Origin of the sequence: Geodermatophilus sp. CPCC 205506 (genome assembly GCF_051383635.1) — a bacterium.
In the GTDB taxonomy this organism is placed as follows: Bacteria; Actinomycetota; Actinomycetes; order Mycobacteriales; family Geodermatophilaceae; genus Geodermatophilus.
On record NZ_JALPKP010000038.1, the window covers coordinates 39512 to 60887 of the forward strand.

22 protein-coding genes are annotated in these 21376 nt (G+C 75.0%); 13 read left to right on the forward strand and 9 right to left on the reverse strand.

Annotated features, from left to right (window positions below):
• Window positions 1–50: 50 nt before the first annotated feature.
• Together MY520_RS19975 and MY520_RS19980 are read left to right on the forward strand one after the other, a co-directional pair.
• On the forward strand, window positions 51–467 hold the full coding sequence (locus tag MY520_RS19975; RefSeq protein ID WP_436694319.1) for an SRPBCC family protein: 417 nt from the start codon (window positions 51–53) through the stop codon (window positions 465–467).
• 46 nt (window positions 468–513) lie between these two features.
• On the forward strand, window positions 514–2199 hold the full coding sequence (locus MY520_RS19980; protein ID WP_436694320.1) for a ribonuclease J: 1686 nt from the start codon (window positions 514–516) through the stop codon (window positions 2197–2199).
• 2 nt (window positions 2200–2201) lie between these two features.
• On the opposite strand, the gene MY520_RS19985 is transcribed toward MY520_RS19980, so the two are convergent.
• On the reverse strand, window positions 2202–2660 hold the full coding sequence (locus MY520_RS19985) for a GNAT family N-acetyltransferase (protein ID WP_436694321.1): 459 nt from the start codon (window positions 2658–2660) through the stop codon (window positions 2202–2204).
• 36 nt (window positions 2661–2696) lie between these two features.
• Between MY520_RS19985 and MY520_RS19990 the strand changes: the two genes are divergently transcribed.
• Entirely contained in the window at window positions 2697–3215 is a 519-nt protein-coding gene (locus MY520_RS19990; protein ID WP_436694322.1) for a TVP38/TMEM64 family protein, read from the forward strand.
• Window positions 3216–3225: 10 nt separating this feature from the next.
• Here the strand turns inward: MY520_RS19990 and MY520_RS19995 are convergent, their stop codons facing one another.
• The 3 genes from MY520_RS19995 to MY520_RS20005 form a co-directional block, all read right to left on the reverse strand.
• Window positions 3226–3981, reverse strand: a complete 756-nt coding sequence (locus MY520_RS19995) for a glycerophosphodiester phosphodiesterase (RefSeq protein WP_436694323.1) — start codon at window positions 3979–3981, stop codon at window positions 3226–3228.
• A gap of 146 nt (window positions 3982–4127) precedes the next feature.
• Entirely contained in the window at window positions 4128–4637 is a 510-nt protein-coding gene (locus tag MY520_RS20000) for an N-acetyltransferase family protein (RefSeq protein WP_436694324.1), read from the reverse strand.
• A gap of 32 nt (window positions 4638–4669) precedes the next feature.
• Window positions 4670–5644, reverse strand: a complete 975-nt coding sequence (locus MY520_RS20005; RefSeq protein ID WP_436694325.1) for an SMP-30/gluconolactonase/LRE family protein — start codon at window positions 5642–5644, stop codon at window positions 4670–4672.
• Between the two features lie 134 nt (window positions 5645–5778).
• Between MY520_RS20005 and MY520_RS20010 the strand changes: the two genes are divergently transcribed.
• Window positions 5779–7005, forward strand: coding sequence for a sensor histidine kinase (locus MY520_RS20010; protein WP_436694326.1), 1227 nt, complete (start codon window positions 5779–5781; stop codon window positions 7003–7005).
• Entirely contained in the window at window positions 6992–7633 is a 642-nt protein-coding gene (locus tag MY520_RS20015) for a response regulator (RefSeq protein ID WP_436694327.1), read from the forward strand. The genes MY520_RS20010 and MY520_RS20015 overlap by 14 nt, the downstream gene beginning before the upstream one ends.
• Before the next feature lie 33 nt (window positions 7634–7666).
• Here MY520_RS20015 and MY520_RS20020 read toward each other — a convergent pair whose 3' ends face one another.
• On the reverse strand, window positions 7667–8914 hold the full coding sequence (locus tag MY520_RS20020) for an MFS transporter (protein ID WP_436694328.1): 1248 nt from the start codon (window positions 8912–8914) through the stop codon (window positions 7667–7669).
• 114 nt (window positions 8915–9028) lie between these two features.
• A complete protein-coding gene (locus MY520_RS20025) occupies window positions 9029–9958 on the reverse strand; it encodes a LysR family transcriptional regulator (protein ID WP_436694329.1) in 930 nt (309 codons plus the stop codon).
• An 84-nt stretch (window positions 9959–10042) separates the two neighbouring features.
• On the opposite strand from MY520_RS20025, the gene MY520_RS20030 reads away from it, so the two are divergent.
• The 7 genes from MY520_RS20030 to arr are packed head-to-tail and all read left to right on the forward strand — an operon-like array spanning window position 10043 to window position 16509.
• On the forward strand, window positions 10043–11023 hold the full coding sequence (locus MY520_RS20030; RefSeq protein ID WP_436694330.1) for a cyclase family protein: 981 nt from the start codon (window positions 10043–10045) through the stop codon (window positions 11021–11023).
• Between the two features lie 11 nt (window positions 11024–11034).
• Complete coding sequence (locus tag MY520_RS20035; RefSeq protein ID WP_436694331.1) at window positions 11035–12165, forward strand: FAD-dependent oxidoreductase; 1131 nt, start codon at window positions 11035–11037, stop codon at window positions 12163–12165.
• Window positions 12166–12185: 20 nt separating this feature from the next.
• Window positions 12186–13124 carry a VOC family protein gene (locus tag MY520_RS20040; protein ID WP_436694332.1) on the forward strand — a complete coding sequence of 313 codons (939 nt, stop codon included), beginning with the start codon at window positions 12186–12188 and terminating at the stop codon, window positions 13122–13124.
• Complete coding sequence (locus tag MY520_RS20045) at window positions 13124–14092, forward strand: fumarylacetoacetate hydrolase family protein (RefSeq protein WP_436694333.1); 969 nt, start codon at window positions 13124–13126, stop codon at window positions 14090–14092. Before MY520_RS20040 ends, MY520_RS20045 begins: the two co-directional genes overlap by 1 nt.
• A gap of 2 nt (window positions 14093–14094) precedes the next feature.
• Complete coding sequence (locus MY520_RS20050) at window positions 14095–14841, forward strand: SDR family NAD(P)-dependent oxidoreductase (protein ID WP_436694334.1); 747 nt, start codon at window positions 14095–14097, stop codon at window positions 14839–14841.
• A 22-nt stretch (window positions 14842–14863) separates the two neighbouring features.
• The gene (locus tag MY520_RS20055; RefSeq protein ID WP_436694335.1) at window positions 14864–16027 is read left to right on the forward strand and encodes an alpha/beta hydrolase family protein; all 1164 of its coding nucleotides are present in this window, start codon (window positions 14864–14866) and stop codon (window positions 16025–16027) included.
• Window positions 16028–16047: 20 nt separating this feature from the next.
• On the forward strand, window positions 16048–16509 hold the full coding sequence (gene arr / locus MY520_RS20060) for an NAD(+)--rifampin ADP-ribosyltransferase (RefSeq protein ID WP_436694336.1): 462 nt from the start codon (window positions 16048–16050) through the stop codon (window positions 16507–16509).
• On the opposite strand, the gene pgi is transcribed toward arr, so the two are convergent.
• Entirely contained in the window at window positions 16506–18170 is a 1665-nt protein-coding gene (gene pgi, locus MY520_RS20065) for a glucose-6-phosphate isomerase (protein ID WP_436694337.1), read from the reverse strand. The two genes, arr and pgi, sit on opposite strands and share 4 nt — an antisense overlap.
• Before the next feature lie 71 nt (window positions 18171–18241).
• On the reverse strand, window positions 18242–18988 hold the full coding sequence (locus MY520_RS20070) for an ANTAR domain-containing protein (protein ID WP_436694338.1): 747 nt from the start codon (window positions 18986–18988) through the stop codon (window positions 18242–18244).
• A gap of 139 nt (window positions 18989–19127) precedes the next feature.
• On the opposite strand from MY520_RS20070, the gene MY520_RS20075 reads away from it, so the two are divergent.
• Window positions 19128–19484: a DUF5655 domain-containing protein gene (locus tag MY520_RS20075; protein ID WP_436694339.1), complete on the forward strand. Its 357-nt coding sequence runs from the start codon at window positions 19128–19130 to the stop codon at window positions 19482–19484.
• Window positions 19485–19494: 10 nt separating this feature from the next.
• Here MY520_RS20075 and MY520_RS20080 read toward each other — a convergent pair whose 3' ends face one another.
• Window positions 19495–21207 carry an RIO1 family regulatory kinase/ATPase domain-containing protein gene (locus MY520_RS20080; protein WP_436694340.1) on the reverse strand — a complete coding sequence of 571 codons (1713 nt, stop codon included), beginning with the start codon at window positions 21205–21207 and terminating at the stop codon, window positions 19495–19497.
• Window positions 21208–21376: the final 169 nt, after the last annotated feature.

Below are 21376 nucleotides of genomic sequence, written 5' to 3' on the forward strand. Positions count from 1 at the left end.
CGCCGGCCGGGCGGGGAAGGGTGGGCGCTCCGCGAACCAGGAGGCCCGGCATGACCCGCGCGTTCACCGCGACCCACGCCATCGACCGACCCGCCGAGGAGGTCTGGCGGCTGCTCACCGACTGGGACCGCGCCGCCGGCTGGCTCGGCGTCGACCGGGTCACCGCCGAGGGCCCGACGGCGGCCGGCACCCGGCTGCGGTTCACCACCCGGGGCAAGGACCGGGCCGCCGAGATCACCGCCGTCGACCCCGGCCGGTCGGTCACCGTGCGGTCGCAGCAGGGCGGCGTCACCGCGGACTACACCTACCGCGTGGAGCCGGCCGGCACCGGCGCCCGGCTGACCCTCGACGCCGACGTCCGGACCCGGGGGGCGTGGGCCGCGATCGGGCCGCTGCTCCGCTGGGTGATCCGGCGCACCGACGCCCGGCAGCCCGCCGCGCTGGACCGGGAACGCGCCGGTCGCTGACCAGCGGTCCGAGTCGGCCGGACCGCGCCGCCGTAGCGTGTCCGGCATGAGCCACGCACACCCCGAGCTCCGCACTCCCCCACCGCTGGCCGCGGGCGGCCTGCGGGTCGTGGCCCTCGGCGGCCTCGGGGAGATCGGCCGCAACATGACCGTCTTCGAGCACGCGGGCCGGCTGCTGGTCGTCGACTGCGGCGTGCTGTTCCCCGAGGAGCACCAGCCCGGCGTCGACGTGATCCTCCCGGACTTCACCTCGATCCGGGACCGGCTCGACGACGTGGACGCCATCGTGCTCACGCACGGCCACGAGGACCACATCGGCGGCGTCCCCTACCTGCTGCGGGAGCGGTCCGACATCCCGCTGGTCGGCTCGAAGCTGACGCTGGCGTTCGTCGAGGCCAAGCTCAAGGAGCACCGGATCCGGCCGGTGACCCGCCAGGTCAGCGAGGGCGACCGGCTGCGCTTCGGCCCGTTCGACTGCGAGTTCGTGGCGGTCAACCACTCGATCCCCGACGCGCTGGCCGTGGCGATCCGCACGCCCGCGGGGACGGTGCTGCACACCGGCGACTTCAAGATGGACCAGTTCCCGCTGGACCGGCGGATCACCGACCTGCGCGCCTTCGCCCGGCTCGGCGAGGAGGGCGTCGACCTCTTCCTCACCGACTCGACCAACGCCGAGGTGCCCGGCTTCACCACCTCGGAGGGCGAACTGGTGCCGGCCATCGAGACGGTGTTCCGCACCGCGCCGCGGCGGGTCATCGTCTCCAGCTTCGCCAGCCACGTGCACCGGATCCAGCAGATCCTCGACGTCGCCGCCGCGCACGACCGCAAGGTCGCCTTCGTCGGCCGCTCGATGGTGCGCAACATGGGCATCGCCAAGGACCTCGGCTACCTGACCGTGCCGCCCGGGCTGCTGGTGGACATGAAGGAGCTGGAGAAGATGCCGGCCGACCGGGTGTGCCTGATCTGCACCGGGTCGCAGGGCGAGCCGATGGCCGCGCTGTCGCGGATGGCCAACCGGGACCACGTCATCCGGATCACCGAGGGCGACACCGTGCTGCTGGCCAGCTCGCTGATCCCGGGCAACGAGAACGCCGTCTACCGCGTGATCAACGAGCTGACCCGGTGGGGCGCGAACGTGGTGCACAAGGGCAACGCCAAGGTGCACGTCTCCGGTCACGCCAGCGCCGGCGAGCTCGCCTACTGCTACAACGTCGTCCGCCCGCGCAACGTGATGCCGGTGCACGGCGAGTGGCGGCACCTGCGGGCCAACGCCGACATCGCGGTCCGCACGGGGGTGCACCCGCGCGGGGTGGTCATCGCCGAGGACGGCGTCGTCGTCGACCTGCTCGACGGCAAGGTGCGGATCACCGGCAAGGTGCCCGCCGGCAACGTCTACGTCGACGGCACCACGGTCGGGGGCGCCACCGAGGCGCACCTCCGCGACCGCCGCACCCTCGCCCAGGAGGGCGTCATCACCGTGGTCGCGATCGTCGACGCCGACACCGGGCAGCTGGCCGAGGCGCCGGACTTCCTCGCCCGCGGCTTCGCCCACGACGAGGAGATGTTCGAGGAGGTCGTCCCGCTGATCGAGAAGGCGCTGGCCAAGGCAGCCGAGGAGGGCGTGGGCGGCTCCCTGCAGCTCGAGCAGCTCATCGCCCGCGCGGTCGGCACCTGGGCGCACCGGACGCACCGGCGCAACCCGATGGTCATCCCGGTCGTCGTCGACGCCTGACCTCAGCCTCCGTGGCGGTAGGCCGTGACCCAGAGTCCGGGCAGCACCTCCCGGTCGCCGGTGCGGACGAACCCCAGCCGCTCGTAGAGGGCACGGGCGGGGACGTTGTCCCGTCCGGTGGCGACGACGGCCGGGCGGGGGCCGGCCCGGCCGAGGAGCGCGCGGACCAGGGCCGTCGCGGTCCCCCGGCGGAGGCCGGTGGGGGCGACGACCAGCCGCTCGACGTCGAGGACGGCGCCGTCGTCGGACCACCCCAGCGCCCCGGCCAGCCGCCCGTCCTCGCCGAGGGCGCCCAGCCAGGCCAGGCCGGCGCCGCGGAGCCCGTCGAGGTCCTCGCGCAGCGGCGGGATCCGGTCGTCGCCGATCAGCGCCGCCTCGACGGCGTAGGCAGCCGCCTGGACGGCGAGCAGCTCGCGGGCCAGCGCGTCGTCGGCGGCGGGGTCGATCGGGACGATGCGCACGCCGGGCAGCCTGCCAGCGGCCGGTGGCGGCTCGCGGTGCTGGGCGGGCTGCTGGCGCTCGCCGTCGTCCTGGCGCTGACGGTGGAGCGGCCCGGCGTCCCCACGCTGCGGGCCTGGCTGCACGACGCCGGCCCGCTGGGCTGGGGCGCCGTCGTCCTCGGGGTGGCGCTGGCGCTGTGCACCCCGGTGCCGCGGACCGCGCTGTCGTTGCTGCTCGGCGCCGCGGCCGGGTTCCCCGCGGGGCTCGCCGTGGCCGTCGTCGGCGGGTGGCTGGGCGGCATGGGCGGGTTCGCGGCGGGCCGGCACCTGGGCCGGGACGCCGTCGCGCGGCTGGCCGGCCACCGGCTGGCGCGGGCCGACCGGCTGTTCCGCGACCGCGGGTTCCTCGCCGTGCTCACCGCGCGGGTCAGCCCGGTGCCGTTCTGGGTGGTCAGCTACGCGGCCGGGCTGTCCAGCGTGCGGTGGGTGCCGCACGCGCTCGGGACCGCCGTCGGGGTGGTGCCGGGGGCGGTGCTGTACGTCGGCATCGGCGCCTCGGTGCTCGGCTGGCTCTGACCCGGCACCCTCAGGCGGCCGGGGCGGGCGCGAGGGCGCGCGCGAGCCCGGCCGGGTCGTCGGTGCACACGAGGTGCGCACCGAGCCCGTCGAGGTCGGCCGCCTCGGCGGGGTCGTCGACGACGCCGACGCCGACCAGGAGGCCGAGGGCGCGGATGCGGGCCACCACCCCGCGGTCGTCGCGCACGTGGACGGGTGAGAGGTGGACGTCGTCCAGGCCGCGGGCCCGGGCCTGCAGCGCGCTGCGGTCGGGGTCGAGGTGCGGGGCGACGATGAGCGCGCCGGAGACGGTGCCCACCCCGGCCAGCGACGCGGCGGTCGTCAGGTCGAACGACGTGGTGGTGACGCGGTCGCCGTCGGGCCGGCGCCGGCGCCGGTCGGTGAGCAGGGCGGCGAGCAGCCGCGCGGTGCGCCGGGCGTCCTCGCCGCCGGCCTCGGGCTTCACCTCGGTGAGCACCTGCGCGCCGGCGGCGGCCGCGACGTCGAGCACCTCGGAGAGGGTGGGCACCGCGGTGCCGCCGGGCAGCTCCAGTTCGCGGAGCACGGCGAACGGGGTCCGCGAGACCACCGGGCCGGTGCCGGGGCCGGTGCCGAGCACCCGCCCGAGGTCCCGGTCGTGCGAGAGGACGAGGACGCCGTCCCCGGTGGCCTGGACGTCGACCTCGATCCCGTCGGCGCCGGCCTCGAGGGCGGACCGGACGGCGTCGAGGGTGTTCTCGGGGTTGAGGGAGCTGGTGGGCGTGCCGCGGTGGCCGATGACGCGCATGCCGGCACGCTCTCGGCGCCGGGCGGCGGACCGGTGACGCCGACACGAGGCGCGGGTGTCCGCCCCGTGAAGCCCGCGGTGTATCGACGAGGGGACACGTCGGGAAACCGACGCGGCCGCCGGGGCGGGAGAACCGGCGAGCTCGTCTACCGGCCGTGCCGCGTGCCGCGGACCATGCGGATCTCCCGCACCCCGCCCTCGACCTGGACCGCCCCATCGGCGACGAAGCCGTGCTTGCGGTAGAACGCCTGGGCGCGAGGGTTCGGGTCGGCCACCCACAGGGCCGCCGACTCGCCCGGATCGACGACCGCCTCCAGGAGTGCCCGCCCGGCACCCGTGCCGTGGTCGGCTGCACGCACGTAGAGCACGTACAGCTGCCGCGCCCACGCCGCCGCGGCGTCCAGGGGCGGGCCCGACATGGCGATCCCCACCACCTCGCCATCCCGCTCGGCGACAGCCACGCGGTTCTCGCGATGGCGCTCGTCGGTCAACGCGGCAGTCCAGAACCGCGCCCGCGCAGCCGGGAAGCCCGGGTCATCGAGGACCGCATCCGGCATGAGCCCTCGATAGGTCTCCTGCCAGCACCGGACGTTCACCCGCGCCATCTGCGCGGCGTCCTCCACCCGTGCCCGGCGAACCGTCAGCGCGGAGATCACCGCCGGATCGCAGGGCGGCGGTTCGCGCCGTCTCACCGCGGCAGCCGGACGGCCACCACCTCGTACGGCGGCGCGGCGACCGGCTCGTCGAACTTGCTGTCCACCAGCAGGAGCCGGCCGCGGGCCTCCTTGCCCGTGGTGAACACCCGCGCGGGGTCGGTGGGCGTCTCGGAGACCAGCTCGGCGGAGCGGGCGTGCCGGTCCAGCCGCAGCGTGGTCAGCACCCGGCTGAAGTTGCGGATCACCACGAGGCGGTCGTCGTGCAGGACCAACCCGTCGGCGTCGGTCAGCCGGGCGTTCCCGGTGTCGATCCGGGAGGCGGCGCCGGTCCGCAGGTCGAAGCGCCACAGGATGCCGGCGTTGCCCTGCGCGACGACCAGCGAGCGGTGGTCCGGGGAGACGACGATGCCGCCGAGGTTGAAGCCCTGGCGCTGCTCGATGGTGCCGGTCGCGTCGGCCCAGGTGCTGACCCGCCACTCGCCGTGCTCGCGGGCGACGCGGAAGACCTGGGGCGCGTTGGAGTTGGTGAAGTACGCCGCGCCGTCGGGGCCGATGGCGACGTCGTTGAGGAAGGCGCCCGCGACGTCGACCCGCAGCGCCGCGAGCAGGCTGCCGTCGGCGTCGTAGACCCAGAGGTCGGGCCTCGACTCGTCGTCCAGCCCGTTCGGCCCGCCGGCGATGTAGACCCGGCCCTCGGCGTCGGTGGTGATCCCGCGCGCGGTGACGCGGCCGTCGGCGCCCTCACGGAGCCACACCTCGGTCTCGCCGGTGCGGACGTCGCCGCGGTGGATCTCCCCACCGGTGGTCTCGCTGACGTAGAACGTCCGCTCCCGCGGGTCCACGCCGATGCCCTCGAACTTCGAGCCGGCCGGGTCGCGGGGGTCGCCGTCCAGCTCGTACGTCGCCGGGCGGCCGTGGTCGTCGTCCGATGCGGCAGCGGGCGGGACGGCGAGGAGCAGCGGCAGGGTGAGGCCGAGGGCGGTGGCAGGGGCGAGCAGTCGTCGCACGGGTTCTCCCGGGGTCGTCGTGGGATCTCCACGCTGCCCCCGCCGAGGGCCACGGGCATCGGGCGAACGGTCCCCGCGGGGGTAGCCGAACGGATGATGACCCCGGTCGCCGGGAGTCGTAGCGTCGAGGGGTCATGGACCGGATGCTCGAGCGCCACAGCGGCGTGCGCGGCATCCTGGCCGACATCAGCCGGCTCGACGTCTGGCTGGACGTCGTCCTCGTCCTCCTCACCCTCGCCTCCGCCGCCCGCTACGTGGACGCGCACGGGTCCGGCGACCGCACCCCCGCGGTGCTGGCGGCGGCCGGCCTGCTCGTCGTCTGTCACCTGGCCGGCCGGCGCTCGGGCCGGTGGGCGCGCGGCGCGCCGGCGTCGGTGTGGTGCCTCGCGCTGGTCCTGATCTGGGCGGTCCTGCTCTCGCTGGCGCCGTCGTTCGCCTGGATCGCGGTTCCGCTCTCGTTCGTCGCCCTGCGCGTGCTGCCCTTCGCGGCGGCCGGGGTGGTCATCGCGGCGATGACCGCCGGCGTCGTCGTGGCCTGGACGCTCATGCAGGGCGAGCTGGACGCCACCGTGGTCGCCGGGCCGATCTGCGTCGCCTGGCTGACCGTCGTGGCGTACCGGGCCCTGGAGCGGGAGGCCGCGTCGCGTCAGGAACTGGTGCGCGAGCTGCAGGAGGCCCAGGGCGACCTGGTCGAGGCGCAGCACAGCGCCGGCGTGCTGGCCGAGCGGGCCCGGCTGTCCCGCGACATCCACGACAGCGTGGCGCAGGCGCTGTCGAGCATCAACCTCCTGCTCCAGGCCGCGGAACGGTCGTGGACCAGCCGCCCCGCCGCTGCCCGCGACCACGTCGCCCAGGCGGCCGGCACGGCGCGGGACGGGCTCGAGGAGGTCCGCCGCGTGGTGCGCGACCTGGCCCCGTCCGAGCTCGGCCTGACCGGCACCGGCCCGGCCCTGGTGGCCGCGCTGCGCCGGACCTGCGACCGCGCCGTGTCGGGCACCGGCGTGCACGTCGACGTGCACGTCGACGGGACGCCGGTCGAGGTGCCCGCGGACGTGGCCACCGCGCTGCTCCGGACCGCCCGCGGCGCGCTGGCCAACGTGGTCGAGCACGCCGCCGCGACCACGGCCACGGTGTCCCTGACCTACCAGCCGCACGTCGTCTCCCTCGACGTCCGCGACGACGGGGTCGGGTTCGACCCCCGACGCGCCGCCGCCCGGGGTGCCCGGGGCCGCGGCCTGCCCGGGATCCGGGACCGCGCCGAGCAGTTCGGCGGCACGCTGGCCGTCGAGAGCGCCCCCGGCGAGGGCACCGCGCTGGCCTTCTCCATCCCGGTGGGAGGCAACGGCGATGGACGGCGGTGAGCCCGCGCTGCGCATCGTGCTCGTCGACGACCACCCCGTGGTGCGCGTCGGCCTCCGGGCGCTGCTGGAGAGCCAGCCCGACCTGCTCGTCGTCGACGAGGCGCCCGACTCGGCCGGCGCGCAGGAGGTCGTGCGGCGCACCCGGCCCGACGTCGTCCTCATGGACCTCAACCTGGGCGACGGCCCGGGGGGCGCCGCCACGACCGGGCTGCTGCGGGACCTCCCCGACCCGCCGCGGGTGCTCGTGCTGACGACCTACACCACCGAGGCCGACGTCCTCGCCGCGCTGGACGCCGGCGCCTCCGGGTACCTGCTCAAGGACGCGCCACCGGAGGAGCTCTTCCGTGCCGTCCGGTCCGTCGCCCGGGGCGAGACGGTGCTCGCCTCGGAGGTGGCGGCCCTGCTGGTCCGCCGCGCCCGGTCGCCGGTGCCCGCGCTCACCGAGCGGGAGGTGCAGATCCTCGGCCTGTTGGCCGGCGGCCTGGCGAACAAGGAGATGGCCCGGCGGCTGCTGGTCAGCGAGGCGACGGTGAAGTCCCACCTCTCGCACATCTACACGAAGCTCGGCGTGGACACCCGGGCCGGCGCCGTCGCCCGGGCCATCGAGCGGCGGATCATCCGGGCCTGACCCTCGAGCCCGGACGATCCGCCGTCGACCGGGTCAGTGCCCTGCCGGCTCCGCCGCGGCGACCGGACGGGCCAGCCGGACGCCGACCGCGGCGACCACCGCGACCGCGCCGAGCACCGCCAGCGCCGAGTCCAGGCCGCTGATCGCGTCACTGAGTCCGAGGACCAGCAGCGGGCAGACGAACTGGCCGATGAAGACCGCCGACGTCCAGACGCCGGTGCCGCGGCCGCGCTGCTCGAAGCTCAGCGAGCCCAGGGCCCAGGTGAGCAGGGAGGGCAGCAGCAGCCCGTTGCCGAACCCGGTCACCACCGCGAAGACGACGACCGCCGGGATCGATCCGGCGAAGGACAGCCCGAGCAGGCCGATGCCGGAGAAGGCGAGCGCCGCCGGCACCGTGACCGCCGGGCCGAGGCGGGCCAGCCGGCCGAACAGGAACGCGCCGGTGGCCGTGCCGAGCGACGCGATCGCGCTGATCGCACCGATGGTCCCGGTGGACTCCACGCCGATGCCGTCCAGCACGAACGACAGCTCGACGACCAGCACGTAGAAGACCAGCCCGCCGACGAGGCTGACGCCGACCGGCGCGGCCAGCTGCCGCCACGGCAGCGCGGGCAGCGCCGTGGTGCGGGCGGCGCCCTGCGGGGCCGGCTGCCACACGTACTTCGCGGCGAGCGCGGCCAGGGGCAGGCTCACCGCGTAGAGCCAGAAGGGCGTCCGCCAGTCCTGCGCACCCAGCGCGCCGCCGAGGCCGAAGAAGACCGTCGCCGCGACCGTGGTGCAGGCGACCTGCAGGCCGAAGTAGCGCTCGCGCTGCGAGCCGGAGAAGTAGTCGGCCAGCAGCGTCGTGCAGCAGGTCATGATCGCCGCCTCGGTGAGGCCGACGAGCACCCGGCTGGCCACGATCAGCTGCAGCGAGTCCAGCCACAGCGGCGCGGTGCCGGCGAACGCGTAGGCCACCAGGGCGCCGACCAGCAGCCGCTTGCGGCCGACCCGGTCGACGATCCGCCCGGCCACCATCGCGGTCAGCCCGATGACCAGCGCCGGGGCGGTCAGCACGATCGGCGTGAGCGTCTCGACCCCCGGCGTCCCGGCGAAGGCGTCCTGGATGCGCGGCAGCACCGGCGCCAGCAGGACGGCGCCCAGCACGGCCAGGCAGCTGGACAGCAGGAGGACGACGGCCTGCGGCCGGCCCGCCGGACGGCCGGTCGCCGGGTCGACGGCGACCTCTCCGGCGAGGGGTTCCCGGCCGAGGTCGGCGGGGTCGAGGACGTGTTCCGACACGGGCAGCTCCGAGGCGAGGGCCGGTCCCGGTGACCGGCATCACGACCGCGAAGTGTGCGGACGGCGGCCCGCGAGCGGAAATCACTTCGCTCGGGGGTCTGGTATCAGCGCGGGCTATACCGCCTCGGGCGCGGCCCCGACCGCGATCTCCGCCGCCCGCGCGACGACGTCCCGCAGGTAGGCGTGCTCGGCGTCGTCGTCGTACACCGGGTGCCACCACATCGCCTCGATCAGCGGGGACACCTCGAAGGGGCACGGCAGCGCCCGGATCCCGAGGTCGAGCGGCAGCTGCTCGACCAGTCGGCGCTGCAGCAGGCCGATCCGGTCGCTGCCGGCCACCAGAGCCGGCACGGTCAGGAACGCCTCGGTGATCACCTGGACCCGCGGCTCGATGCCGAGCATCCGCATCTGCCGCGCGGCCGGCGTCGACGCCGTCTGCCCGTGGTAGGTGGCCACCCACGGCAGCCGCTGGAGGTCCTCGACGGTCAGCCCCTCCTCCGCCGGCCGCGTGCCGGCGGCGACCACGCAGACCCACTCGTCCCGGTAGAGGTCGCGGTGCGACAGGTCGGTGACGAAGCCGTGCGGCAGCAGCAGGAGGTCGGTGGAGAGCAGCACCTGGTCGGCCCGCTCCACCGCGGCCGGGGTGTTGGCGGTCAGCCGCAGCCGGGTGTGCGGCGCCTCCTCCGCGAGCAGCCCGGCGACCGCGTCGCCGAGGATCGCGACGACGTAGTCGCTGACCAGCAGGGAGAACTCCCGCCGGGAGGACGCCGGGTCGAACTCGGTCTGCGCCTCGAACACCCGCTCCACACCGGCCAGCGCGAGCCGGGCGAGCTCCTTGAGCTGGACCGCCAGCGGCGTCAGCCGGTACTCGTTGCCCGCCCGGGTGAGCAGCTCGTCGCCGAAGTGCCGGCGCAGCCGGGCCAGGGACGCCGACAGGGCCGGCTGGGACAGCCCCATCTGCGCCGCGGCGCGGGTGACGCTGCGCTGCTGCAGGAGGGCGTCGAGCGACACGAGCAGGTTGAGGTCCAGGCTCGCGATGTTCACGGCCGAACGGTATCGACCGCGCTGATGTAGCACATCAGACATCTCCTCTTCCCGAGTGACATCGATCCGTAGACCGTTGGACACGTGACGGACACGCCGGCGCTCGACCGCACCGACCCCGAGGGCGCGATCGCCGCGGCCGCCGGGCGCTGCTCCAACTGGGGCCGCTGGGGCGCCGACGACGTCCTCGGCACGCTGAACTTCCTCGACGAGGCCAAGCGCCTCGAGGGTGCGAAGCGGGTGCGCCGCGGCGCGAGCTTCTCCCTCGCCCAGTCCTTCGACATGAACGGCCCGCAGAAGGGCTGGCGGCGCCGGACCAACCCGGTGCACACGATGCTCGACACCGGGACCGACGCCGAGCGCGGCACCCAGGGGTTCCCGCACGGCATCGGCGGCGCCGACGACGTCGTGTTCATGCCGCTGCAGGCCTCCACCCAGTGGGACGGGCTCGGCCACATCTTCGACCACGGCAACGCGTGGAACGGCCGCCGGGCCGGCGACGTCGTCACCAGCGACGGCGACACGGTGACCGGCATCGAGACCGTCGCCGCGCTGATCGCCGGCCGCGGCGTGCTGCTCGACGTCGGCCGCGCCATCGGCACCGACGGCGAGCTGCCCGACGGCTTCGCGATCACCGCCGAGCACCTCGAGGCCACCATCGCCGCGCAGGGCGCGACGGCCCGGGTGGGCCGCGGCGACCTGCTGCTGGTGCGCACCGGCCGGCTGGCCCGGGCCCGCCGCGAGGGCTGGGGCGACTACGCCGGCGGCGACTCCCCCGGCCTGTCGTTCACCACCGCCGACTGGCTGCACGGCACCGAGATCGCCGGCGTCGCCACCGACACCTGGGGCTTCGAGGTCCGGCCCAACGAGTTCGACCTCGCCTTCCAGCCGCTGCACCAGGTCGCCATCCCGAACATGGGCCTGTTCATCGGCGAGATGTGGGACCTCGACGCGCTCGCGGCCGACTGCGCCGCCGACGGCGTGTGGGACTTCTTCCTGACCGCCGCCCCCCTGCCCGTGACCGGCGCCGTCGGCGCCCCGGTCAACCCCGTCGCCGTCAAGTGAGGGAGCTGCCCGTGCCCGCCGTGAACAGCGTCCTGGTGGTCGGGGCCGGCCTCGCCGGCACCGCCACCGCGATCCGCCTGGCCGAGGCCGGCGTCGCCGTCGAGCTCGTCGAGATCAAGACCGAGACCACCGCCCTCGGCTCCGGCATCACCCTGCAGGGCAACGCGCTGCGGGAGCTGCGCGGCCTCGGCGTCTGGGAGCAGGTGCGCGACGCGGGGTACGCCTTCGACGTCACCGGCATCCGCGCGCCCGACCCGGCCGGCACCGTCGTCGCCGAGATCCAGGACGCCCGCACCGGCGGTCCCGACCTGCCCGCCGTCATCGGCATGCCCCGGCCCGAGCTGGCGCGGATCCTGGTCGACCGCGCCACCGAGGTCGGCGTCAAGGCCCGCTTCGGGACGACGCACACCGAGCTGCGCCAGGACGCAGCGGGCGTCGACGTCACCTTCGCCGACGGGTCCACCGGCCGCCACGACCTCGTCGTCGGCGCCGACGGCGTCCGGTCCTGGACCCGCCGCGCGCTGGGCATCGACCTGGAGACCCGCGCGATCGGCATGGGCATCTGGCGCGCCTTCGGTCCCCGCCCGGCCGGCGTGACCCGCACCGACCTCTACTACGGCGGGCCGTCGTTCATCGCCGGCTACTGCCCCACCGGCGAGGACTCGCTCTACGCCTACATCGTCGAGCCGGCGCAGGACCGCTCCACGCTGACCCCCGACGAGCAGCTGGCCACCATGAAGCAGCTGGCCGCGGCCTACCACGGCCCGTGGGACGAGATCCGCGAGTCGCTCACCGACCCGGCCCGGGTGAACTACACCTGGTTCGAGACCCACGTCCTCCCGGCGCCGTGGCACCGCGGCCGCGTCGTCCTGATCGGCGACGCCGCGCACACCTGCCCCCCCACCCTCGCCCAGGGCGGAGCGCAGGCCCTCGAGGACGCCGCCGTCCTCGCCGACCTGCTGCTCACCCGCGACGCCCTCGACGAGGACCTGTGGAACGCCTTCCACGCCCGGCGCGTCGCGCGCGCGACGGCCGTCGTCGACGCCTCCAACCAGCTCGCCCAGTGGCAGCTCGACCACGTCCAGGGCGACGCGCCCGCCCTCTTCCGCAGCATCGCCGAGCTCGTCAGCCGGCCGGCCTGAACGCACCCGAGGACATCCCCATGACCCAGCGCCTGATCACCCACCTGCGGCACGTCGACCTCGCCGTGCCCGACCACGCCAAGCAGCTCGACTTCTACACCGACACCTGGGGCCTGACCGCCGAGCACTCCGACTCGGAGCTCACCTTCCTCGCCGCCGAGGGCAGCCCGGAGCAGTACGTCGTCCGGCTGCGCCAGTCCGACGACAAGCGGATCGACCTGATCGCCTTCGGCGCGAAGGACGCCGCCGACGTCGACACCCTCGCCGGGCAGCTCGCGCGCGACGGCGTCCAGCTGGTCACCGAGCCGGGCACGCTGCAGACCCCCGGCGGCGGCTACGGCTTCCGCTTCTTCGACAACGAGGGCCGCACCGTCGAGATCAGCGCCGACGTCGCCGTCCGGCAGCACCGGGCCGTCGAGGAGGGCGAGTCCATCCCGGTCCGCCTGTCGCACGTGGTGATCAACTCCGCGGACCCGGAGGGCACCCGGGCCTTCTACGAGAAGCACCTCGCCTTCGCCCTGTCCGACACCCTCATGCACCCGCGCATGGGCAACATGATGTGGTTCATGCGGATCAACGCCTGGCACCACAGCCTGGCGATCGCGCGGGGCCCGCACCCCTCGCTGCACCACGCCTCCTTCGAGCTGCGCGGCCTCGACGAGTACATGCGCGGCACCGGCCGGCTGCTGCGCGCGGGCGTCGAGAAGATCTGGGGCCCCGGCCGCCACCTGGCCGGCAACAACACCTTCAGCTACTTCCTCGACCCACACGGCAACACCGTCGAGTACACGACGGAGCTGGAGCAGATCGACGAGGACACCTGGCACCCGCACCTCTACGACTTCACCGACCCCGAGGTCTCCGACCAGTGGGGCACCGCCAACGCCATGAACGAGTTCGTCGCCTCGCGCTCGTTCAACGACCCCGACAAGGGCCTCTTCGTGGCCCCCCCGGTCTGATGCGGTTCGCCACCTGGGAGGCGGACGGCCGGGTCCGCGCCGGCGTCGTCAGCGACGCCGGGCTGCACGAGCTCCCCGCGCGGACGACGGTGCTCGACCTCGTCCGCGCGGGGCTGCCGGCCGCGCTCGACGTCGGCGCGGTCGCGCTCGACCGGCCGGCGGTCCCGCTGGACGGCGTGCGGCTGCTGCCGCCGCTGGCCGCGCCGACGGTGCGGGACTTCGTCGCGTTCGAGGAGCACGTCGAGGGCGTCGTCGCCTCGGTCGGGGACGGCGCAGGGGTCGTGCCCGAGTGGTACCAGGCGCCGACCTTCTACTTCACCAACCCGTACGCGCTGATCGGCGCGCACGACGACGTCGCCGTCCCGCCGGGGTCGCAGCTGTTCGACTTCGAGCTCGAGGTGGCCGTCGTGGTGGGCCGGGACGGCGCCTCGCTCACCGCCGAGCAGGCCCGCGACCACGTCTTCGGCTACACCGTGCTCAACGACTGGTCCGCCCGCGACCTGCAGCGCCGCGAGATGAAGGTCAACCTCGGCCCGGCCAAGGGCAAGGACTCCGCCACCACCCTCGGGCCCTGGCTGGTGACCGCCGACGAGCTGGAGTCCCACCGGGACGCCGACGGGTTCCTGGCGCTGGACATGCGGGTGTCGGTCAACGGCACCGAGGTCGGCCAGGACCTGCTGTCCAACATGGGCTGGCCGTTCGAGGAGCTGATCAGCTACGCCTCGCGCGGCGCCGAGGTCCGCGCCGGCGACGTGCTCGGCTCGGGCACCTGCGGCAACGGCGGCTGCCTGGCCGAGCTGTGGGGCCGCCGCGGCGAGCAGACGCCTCCCCCGCTGCGGCCCGGCGACGTCGTCGAGATGACCGTCGAGGGCATCGGCACCATCCGCAACCGCGTCGTCGAGGGCCTCGAGCTGCCGCCGGTCGCGCCGGCGCGCCCGAGGTCGCGGGCCCGCAAGCGCATCTCGTGAGAGTGGCGGGCAAGGTCGTCGTCGTCACCGGCGCCGGCCAGGGCCAGGGGGCGGCCGAGGCGCGGCTGCTCGCCGCTGAGGGCGCCACGGTCATCGGCTGCGACCTGTCGCCGGCGCCGGCCGAGGACCTCGGCGGCGCCGACTACCGGCGGCTCGACGTCACCGACGGCGCCGGCTGGACGGCGCTCGCCGCTGACCTGGGAGCCCGGTACGGCCGGGTCGACGGGCTGGTCGCCAACGCCGGCGTCACCTGGCGGGCCCGGCTGGCCGACCTCGACCCCGCCGACCTCGCCCGGGTCTCCGACGTCAACGTCACCGGAACGCTGCTGGGCATCCAGGCGCTCACCCCGCTGATGACCGCCGGCGGGTCGGTCGTCGTGGTCGGCTCGGTGGCGGCACTGACCGGGCACTTCCCGGTCGCCTACACCGCGTCGAAGTGGGCGCTGCGCGGTCTGGCCAAGGCCGCCTGCCTGGAGCTCGGGCCGCGCGGCATCCGGGTCAACACCGTGCACCCCGGGTACATCGAGACGCCGATGACCGCCTCGGCCGCCCCGGCGTTCCGCGACGCCAACGTCGCCGAGACCCCGCTCGGCCGCACCGGCACCGTCGACGAGGTCGCGCCCCTGGTGCTGTTCCTCGTCAGCGACGAGGCCTCCTTCATCACCGGCGCGGAGATCCCCGTCGACGGCGGGATGACCGCCCACGGCGGCGTGAAGTCGATCAGCGACGCCGTCGGCACCGCTTCCTGAGCACACCGAGAGAGGAACCCCTGTGTTCGAGTACTTCCCGGGCAACTACGTCTGGAACCTGGGCGTCGTCGCCACCCTCAACTCCGGCGGGCTGATCGACGAGGTCGACCGCGCCTGCCGGCCGATCAAGGACGCCGCCCAGCAGGGCGAGGACGCCGGGACGCCGGACTTCCTCCGCGCGTGGACGGCGCTGACCGACCAGCTGGTCGGGCAGGCCGAGGACGCGGAGAAGGCCGGGCACACCCGCACCGCCGGCCAGCTGTACTCCCGCGCCACCAACTACCTGTGCCAGGCCGAGCGGATGCTGGCCCACTCCGACCCGAACCGGGTGCCCACCTACACGCGGGTGCTGGAGCTGGCGGAGAAGGCCTTCGCCCTGCACAGCCCGCGGGTCTCCCGCGTCGAGATCCCCTACGAGGGCACCACGCTGCCGGCCTACCTCAGCGCCGCCCCCGCGACCGACGCCGGCCCCGCCCCGGTGATCGTGCTGGTCAACGGCCTGGACTCGACCAAGGAGCACATGTACTCCTCGGGCCACTGGGAGGAGCTCGCCGCCCGCGGCATCTCCTGCCTGATGCTCGACCAGCCGGGCACCGGTGAGGCGCTGCGGCTGCAGGGGCTGGCCGCCCGCATCGACACCGAGGCGTGGGCCGGCGCGGCCGTCGACTGGCTGGAGCAGCGGGACGACGTCGACGCGGCCGCCATCGGCATCGTCGGCTGGTCGCTGGGCGGGTACTACTCCCCCCGCGCCGCCGCGTTCGAGAAGCGCTTCGCCCTCTGCGTCGCCTGGGGCGCCAACCACGACTGGGGCGCCGTCCAGCGCCGCCGGCTGGAGCGCGAGGGCGAGCGCCCGGTGCCCCACTACTGGGAGCACGTGCTCTGGGTGTGGGGCCACGACGACCTCGACGCGTTCATCGAGTTCGCCGACGACGTCCACCTCGACGGCGTCGTCGAGAGGATCACCGTGCCGTTCCTCATCGCGCACGGGGCCAACGACCGGCAGATCCCGCTGGAGTACGCGCACCGCTCCTACGACCAGGCGGTCAACTCCCCCAAGCGAGAGCTGCGGGTGTTCACGCCCGAGGAGGGCGCGACCGAGCACATCGGGCTGGACCACCTGCCCTACGTCAGCACCTTCATCGCCGACTGGGTCGCCGACACCTTCGCCGAGCTGAAGCGCTCCTGACCGCCCCCGGGGAGACGGCGATGGGCGAGAACGGCGGCACCCACGTCCCCGTGACCTACGAGCACTGCGAGCACATCCGGGGGCCCTTCTACCACGGGACGAAGTCCGCACTCGAGGTCGGCGCCGAGCTGGTTCCCGGCCGCGGCTCCAACTTCCAGGAGGGCCGGGTGTCGAACAACGTCTACTTCACCGCGCTCGTGGACACCGCCGCCTGGGGAGCGGAGCTGGCGACCGCGCTGGCCGGCACCGGGGAGCGGGGGCACATCTACGTCGTGGAACCCCTGGGTCCCTTCGAGGACGACCCGAACGTGACCGACAAGAGGTTCCCCGGCAACCCCACGCAGTCCTACCGCACCCGCCACCCGCTGCGCGTCGTCGGCGAGGTGGACGGCTGGGAGCGCCACGACCCGGAGGTCCTGAAGGGGATGCTGGACCACCTGGCCCTGCTGCGGGAGCAGGGACTGGACGTCATCGAGGACTAGGAGCCCTCCGGACCTCGGACGGGGCGGCCGCGCAGCCGCCGGTAGTGCTCGACCAGGGCCGTCGTCGAGGGGTCCTGGTCGACCTGCGGCGCCTCGGCCGAGGTCAGCGCCGGCTCCAGCTGGCGGGCCATCACCTTGCCCAGCTCCACACCCCACTGGTCGAACGAGTCGATCTGCCAGATGACGCCCTGCGTCATCACGGTGTGCTCGTAGAGGGCGACGAGCTGGCCCAGCGTCGACGGCGTCAGCTTCGGCGCGAGGATCGTCGTCGACGGCCGGTTCCCGGGCATCACCTTGTGCGGCACGAGCTCGGCCGGCGTCCCGTCGGCGGCGACCTCCTCGGCCGTCCGGCCGAAGGCGAGCACCGCGGACTGGGCGAACAGGTTGGCCATCAGCAGGTCGTGCATCTCGCCGATGTCGTGGTTGGGCTCGCCGAAGCCGATGAAGTCCGCCGGCACCAGCGCCGTCCCCTGGTGCAGCAGCTGGTGGAAGGCGTGCTGGCCGTTGGTGCCCGGCTCGCCCCAGTACACCTCGCCGGTCGACGTCGTCACCGGCTGCCCGTCCCAGCGGACCGACTTGCCGTTGCTCTCCATCGTCAGCTGCTGCAGGTACGCCGGCAGCCGGGACAGGTACTGGCTGTAGGGCAGGACGGCGTGGGTCTGCGCGCCGAAGAAGTCCGTGTACCAGACGTTCAGCAGCCCCTGGAGGACCGGCAGGTTCGACTCGAACGGCGCGGTCCGGAAGTGCTCGTCGACGGTGGCGAAGCCGGCCAGCATCTCGTCGTAGGCGTCCGGCCCGATCGCCACCATGAGCGACAGGCCGATGGCCGACGTGAACGAGTAGCGGCCACCCACCCAGTCCCAGAACTCGAACATGTTGGCCGGGTCGATGCCGAACTCCCGCACCGCCTCGGTGTTGGTGGAGACCGCCGCGAAGTGCTTGGCGACGGCGGACGCGTCGCCGCCGAGGCCCGCCAGCAGCCAGTCGCGGGCCACCGTCGCGTTGGTGAGCGTCTCCAGCGTGGTGAACGTCTTGGAGCAGACGACGAACAGCGTCTCGGCCGGGTCGAGGTCGCGGCTGGCCTCGGCGAAGTCGGTCGGGTCGACGTTGGAGACGAACCGCGCGGTGAGGTCGCGGTCGCTGAATGCGCGCAGCGCCGTGTAGGCCATCGCCGGGCCGAGGTCCGAGCCGCCGATGCCGATGTTGACCACCGCCCGGATCCGCCGGCCGGTGTGCCCCACCCACTCCCCGGACCGCACCCGCTCGGCGAAGGCCCGCATCCGCGCCAGCACCGCGTGCACGTCGGCGGTCACGTCCTGCCCGTCGACGACGAGCTGCCGGCCCGCCGGCGCACGCAGGGCCACGTGCAGGACCGCGCGGTCCTCGGTCGGGTTGACGTGCTCGCCGCGGAACATCGCGTCGATCCGCTCGCGCAGCCCGGCCCGCTCCGCGAGCTCGACCAGCAGGCGCAGCGTCTCGTCGGTGACCCGGTGCTTGGAGAAGTCCAGGTAGAGGTCACCGGCGCGCGCGGCGAACCGGCGCCCCCGGTCGGGGTCCTCGGCGAACAGCTCCCGCAGGTGCCGGCCGGCCAGGGTGCGGTGGTGCTCGGCCAGGCGGGCCCACTCCGGTGTCGCGGTGAGGTCCGTCGCGGTGCTCTGCATGCTGCCCTCCGGGGGTCGGGAACTCCCCCAGCCTGGTAGGCGCACCGCCACCAGCACAAACGCCGGGCCGCTCATGTCCCCCCGGCGACGGTCCCTCCGGCGACGTCGGCCCGCTGGACCGCGGTCACGAGGTCGACGGCGAGGTCGCGCAGCTTGCGGTTGGTGCGCTGGGACTCGGTGGCCAGCCGGCTGAAGGCCTCCTCGGCCGAGCAGTGGTGGCGGGCCATGAGCACGCCCTTCGCCTGCTCGATCACCGCCCGGGACTGCATGGTCACCCGGGCCTCCCGGGTCGGCTGCCGGGGCTGCACGGCCGCGACCGCGCCGGCCGCGTACCCGGCGAAGGCCCGCGCCAGCTCGACCGCGACCGGGCCGAACCGGCCGGCGGCGGTGCGGTAGAGGGTCAGCGCCCCGCCGATCCGTGCCCCGGGCGGCAGCCCGACCGCCAGCACGGCCGTGACGCCGGCACGTGCCGCCGCGCGGGCGAACTCGGGATAGACCCGTTCGGTCGCGGTGTCCTCGATCGCGACGGTGCCGCCGGTGCGCGCCGCGTCCACGCACGGACCGGGGATGCCCGCGTACTGCTGCTCGTCCAGCCGCGCCGCGCGGGGGCCGGTCGCGCCGATCGAGGCCAGCCGGCCGTCCCGGGACAGGGTCACCGACGCCTCGGCGGTGGGGTCGAGGATGGCGGCGGCGAGCCGGGCGACCAGGCCGAGGGTCGCCGGGAGGGGCCGCGCCTCGAGCAGGACGCGCCCGAGCTCGGCGAACGCCACCTCCGGGGTGCCCGGCACCACGCGCCGGACGTCTGGGTGGACCACCATGGGAAGACCTCGATCTCCTCGAGCCGGCCGCCCGCGCCACTGGGGGGACGGCGCACACCGTGCCGCCTCCGGAGGCCGCGCGACAGACCTTCCGGCGCGGTGGATCGAGCGGATCGTGCGGCCGGCGACGGGAGGACCGGTGGACGCGGAGGAGTACCTCGCCGGCAGCCCGCTGGGCCGGGCGGTGTTCGACCGGGTCGGTGAGGTCCTCGCGGCGGCGGGCGGGGCCGACGTCCGGGTCACGCCCAGCCAGGTGGCGTTCCGGCGCCGGCGCGGCTTCGCCTGGCTGTGGCTGCCCGGCCGGTACCTCGCCCGTCCCGGCGCCGAGGTGGTCCTCTCGCTCGCCCTCGGCCGGGAGGACCCGTCGCCGCGGTGGAAGGAGGTCGCCCACCCCTCGAGCCGGCACTGGGTGCACCACCTGGAGGTGCACGACGTGGCCGAGGTGGACGACGAGGTGGCGGACCGGCTGCGGGAGGCGGCCGGCCGGGCGGGCTGAGTGCCCCGGCTCACAGCAGCCCGCCGGCCCGCAGGTTGAGGGCCAGGAGCGCCACGGCGAGGACGGCGCCGGCTCCGGTCGCCACGGCCAGGAGCACCCGCCGCACGCTCCAGCGCTGCGTCCGGATCCGCTGGCACTCGGGCAGCAGGGCGCGGAACTCCTCCACCAAGTCGGGGCGGGTCTCGGCGATCCGGGCGGCCAACTGCCGCGGGACGGTGAGCGCGTTGGTGGCCGCGAACGCCTCCGCCATCTCCTCGGGCTCGAAGAAGGCCGCCGCCCGCTCCACCACCCGGCGCGGCCCGGCGACCACGGCGAGGGTCAGCATCATGTCGGCGAGGTCGACCGCCTGCCGCCAGCGCGAGGGACGCAGCTCGCCGAAGGAGACGTCGACCAGGTACACCCGGTCGCCCTGGACCAGCACGTTGGACGGCTTGAGGTCCCGGTGCGCGGCCCCGGCCGACCACAGGGTGAGCACCTGACGCAACGCGTCGTCCACGATCGCGTCGTCCACCGGGGAGTCGAGCAGCTCGACGGCGTCGGGCACCAGCTCGGTGACCAGGAGGTACTCGCGGCCGGGCAGCACCTCGACCACGCCCAGCGGTTCGGGCACCCGCACCCCGCCGTCCCGCAGCAGCCGGAGCATGTAGTCCTCGTGCTGGACCAGGCGGCGCACCGAGGAGAACGGCGCCTCGTCCTCCAGCCGGCCCCAGCGGAGCACGCGGGCCAGCTTGTACCAGCGGTCCGAGCGCATGTGGCTGGTCGCGTAGAGCTTGCCGAACAGGTGCTCGGGCGGGCCGTGGGCCAGCGTCAGCCGGCACGGCGTGGAGCCGGCCGAGCCGTCCAGCCGGTACGGGTGGATGTCGGCCAGCTCGAGACCGAGCTGGTCGCGGACGGCGGCGAGCACCCGGCCGGTGCGCTCCTCGTCCAGGTCCAGGTGGGCCTTCACCCGGCGCCGGTAGGTCACCGGGAACTCGGACTCCGGCGCCAGCACGGCGAAGACCAGCACCGCCGCGCTCGCCCCCAGCACCGCGCTGACGACGGCCAGCGTGAGCGCGTCGAGGCCGAGGGCGACCCGCGCCGCGACGAAGCCGGCCACCAGCACCACCACCGCGGACCACCCCCAGCGGCGCGCCGGGCCGCTCGGCGCCAGGGCGTACAGGCTGGCCGCTGCCACCGTGGACAGCACGATGACCGGCCAGGCCGGCAGGTCCAGGCTCACCGCGGACCCGGTGACGCCGCTGCGCACGACCTGTGCCAGCTGCGTCTCCCCCGCCGCGATCTGGGCGATGGCGGCCATCAGCGAGATGCTGCCGAGGTAGACGGCCAGGTGCCGCCAGCGGGCCGCCCACACCAGCAGGGCGGCGGTCGGCACCCACAGCACCCGGTAGCCCAGCACCGGACCCAGGGCGGCGAGGTCGGCGGCGAACGCCGGGTCGCCGTCGGCGGTCGCCAGCCGGTCCCGCACCGCCTCGTCCATCGCCTGCAGGACCTCGGGCCGGCGGGCGGCGAACACCAGTACTGCGAGCGACACGGCGCAGACCGCGGCCGCCGTCCAGACGACCGGGGCGACGGGCCGCGGGGTGTCGCGGTCCCGCCCCGAGGGCCGGCGGCGGCCGGCGCCGTCGGGCCACTCCGGGCGGCGCGGGCCGGTGCCGGGGGCGCCGGTGACCCGGCTCCGGACGCCCTCGGCGCCCGGCTGCCCCCCTGCCTCGTCGTCCGCCACCGCGCCAGGATGCCCGTCCGGCGGGGGCCGTGGCTGGGACGGCGCCCCGCCGGGGCGCGGCCGGGACCTGCGGTCTCAGGCCCGGCGGCTCACCGGTCGGTCCCGGGGGCGGTGCCGGCCGGGCGGTCCGACGGCGCGGGGCGCGGCGCCGGCGGGTAGACCGGCGGGC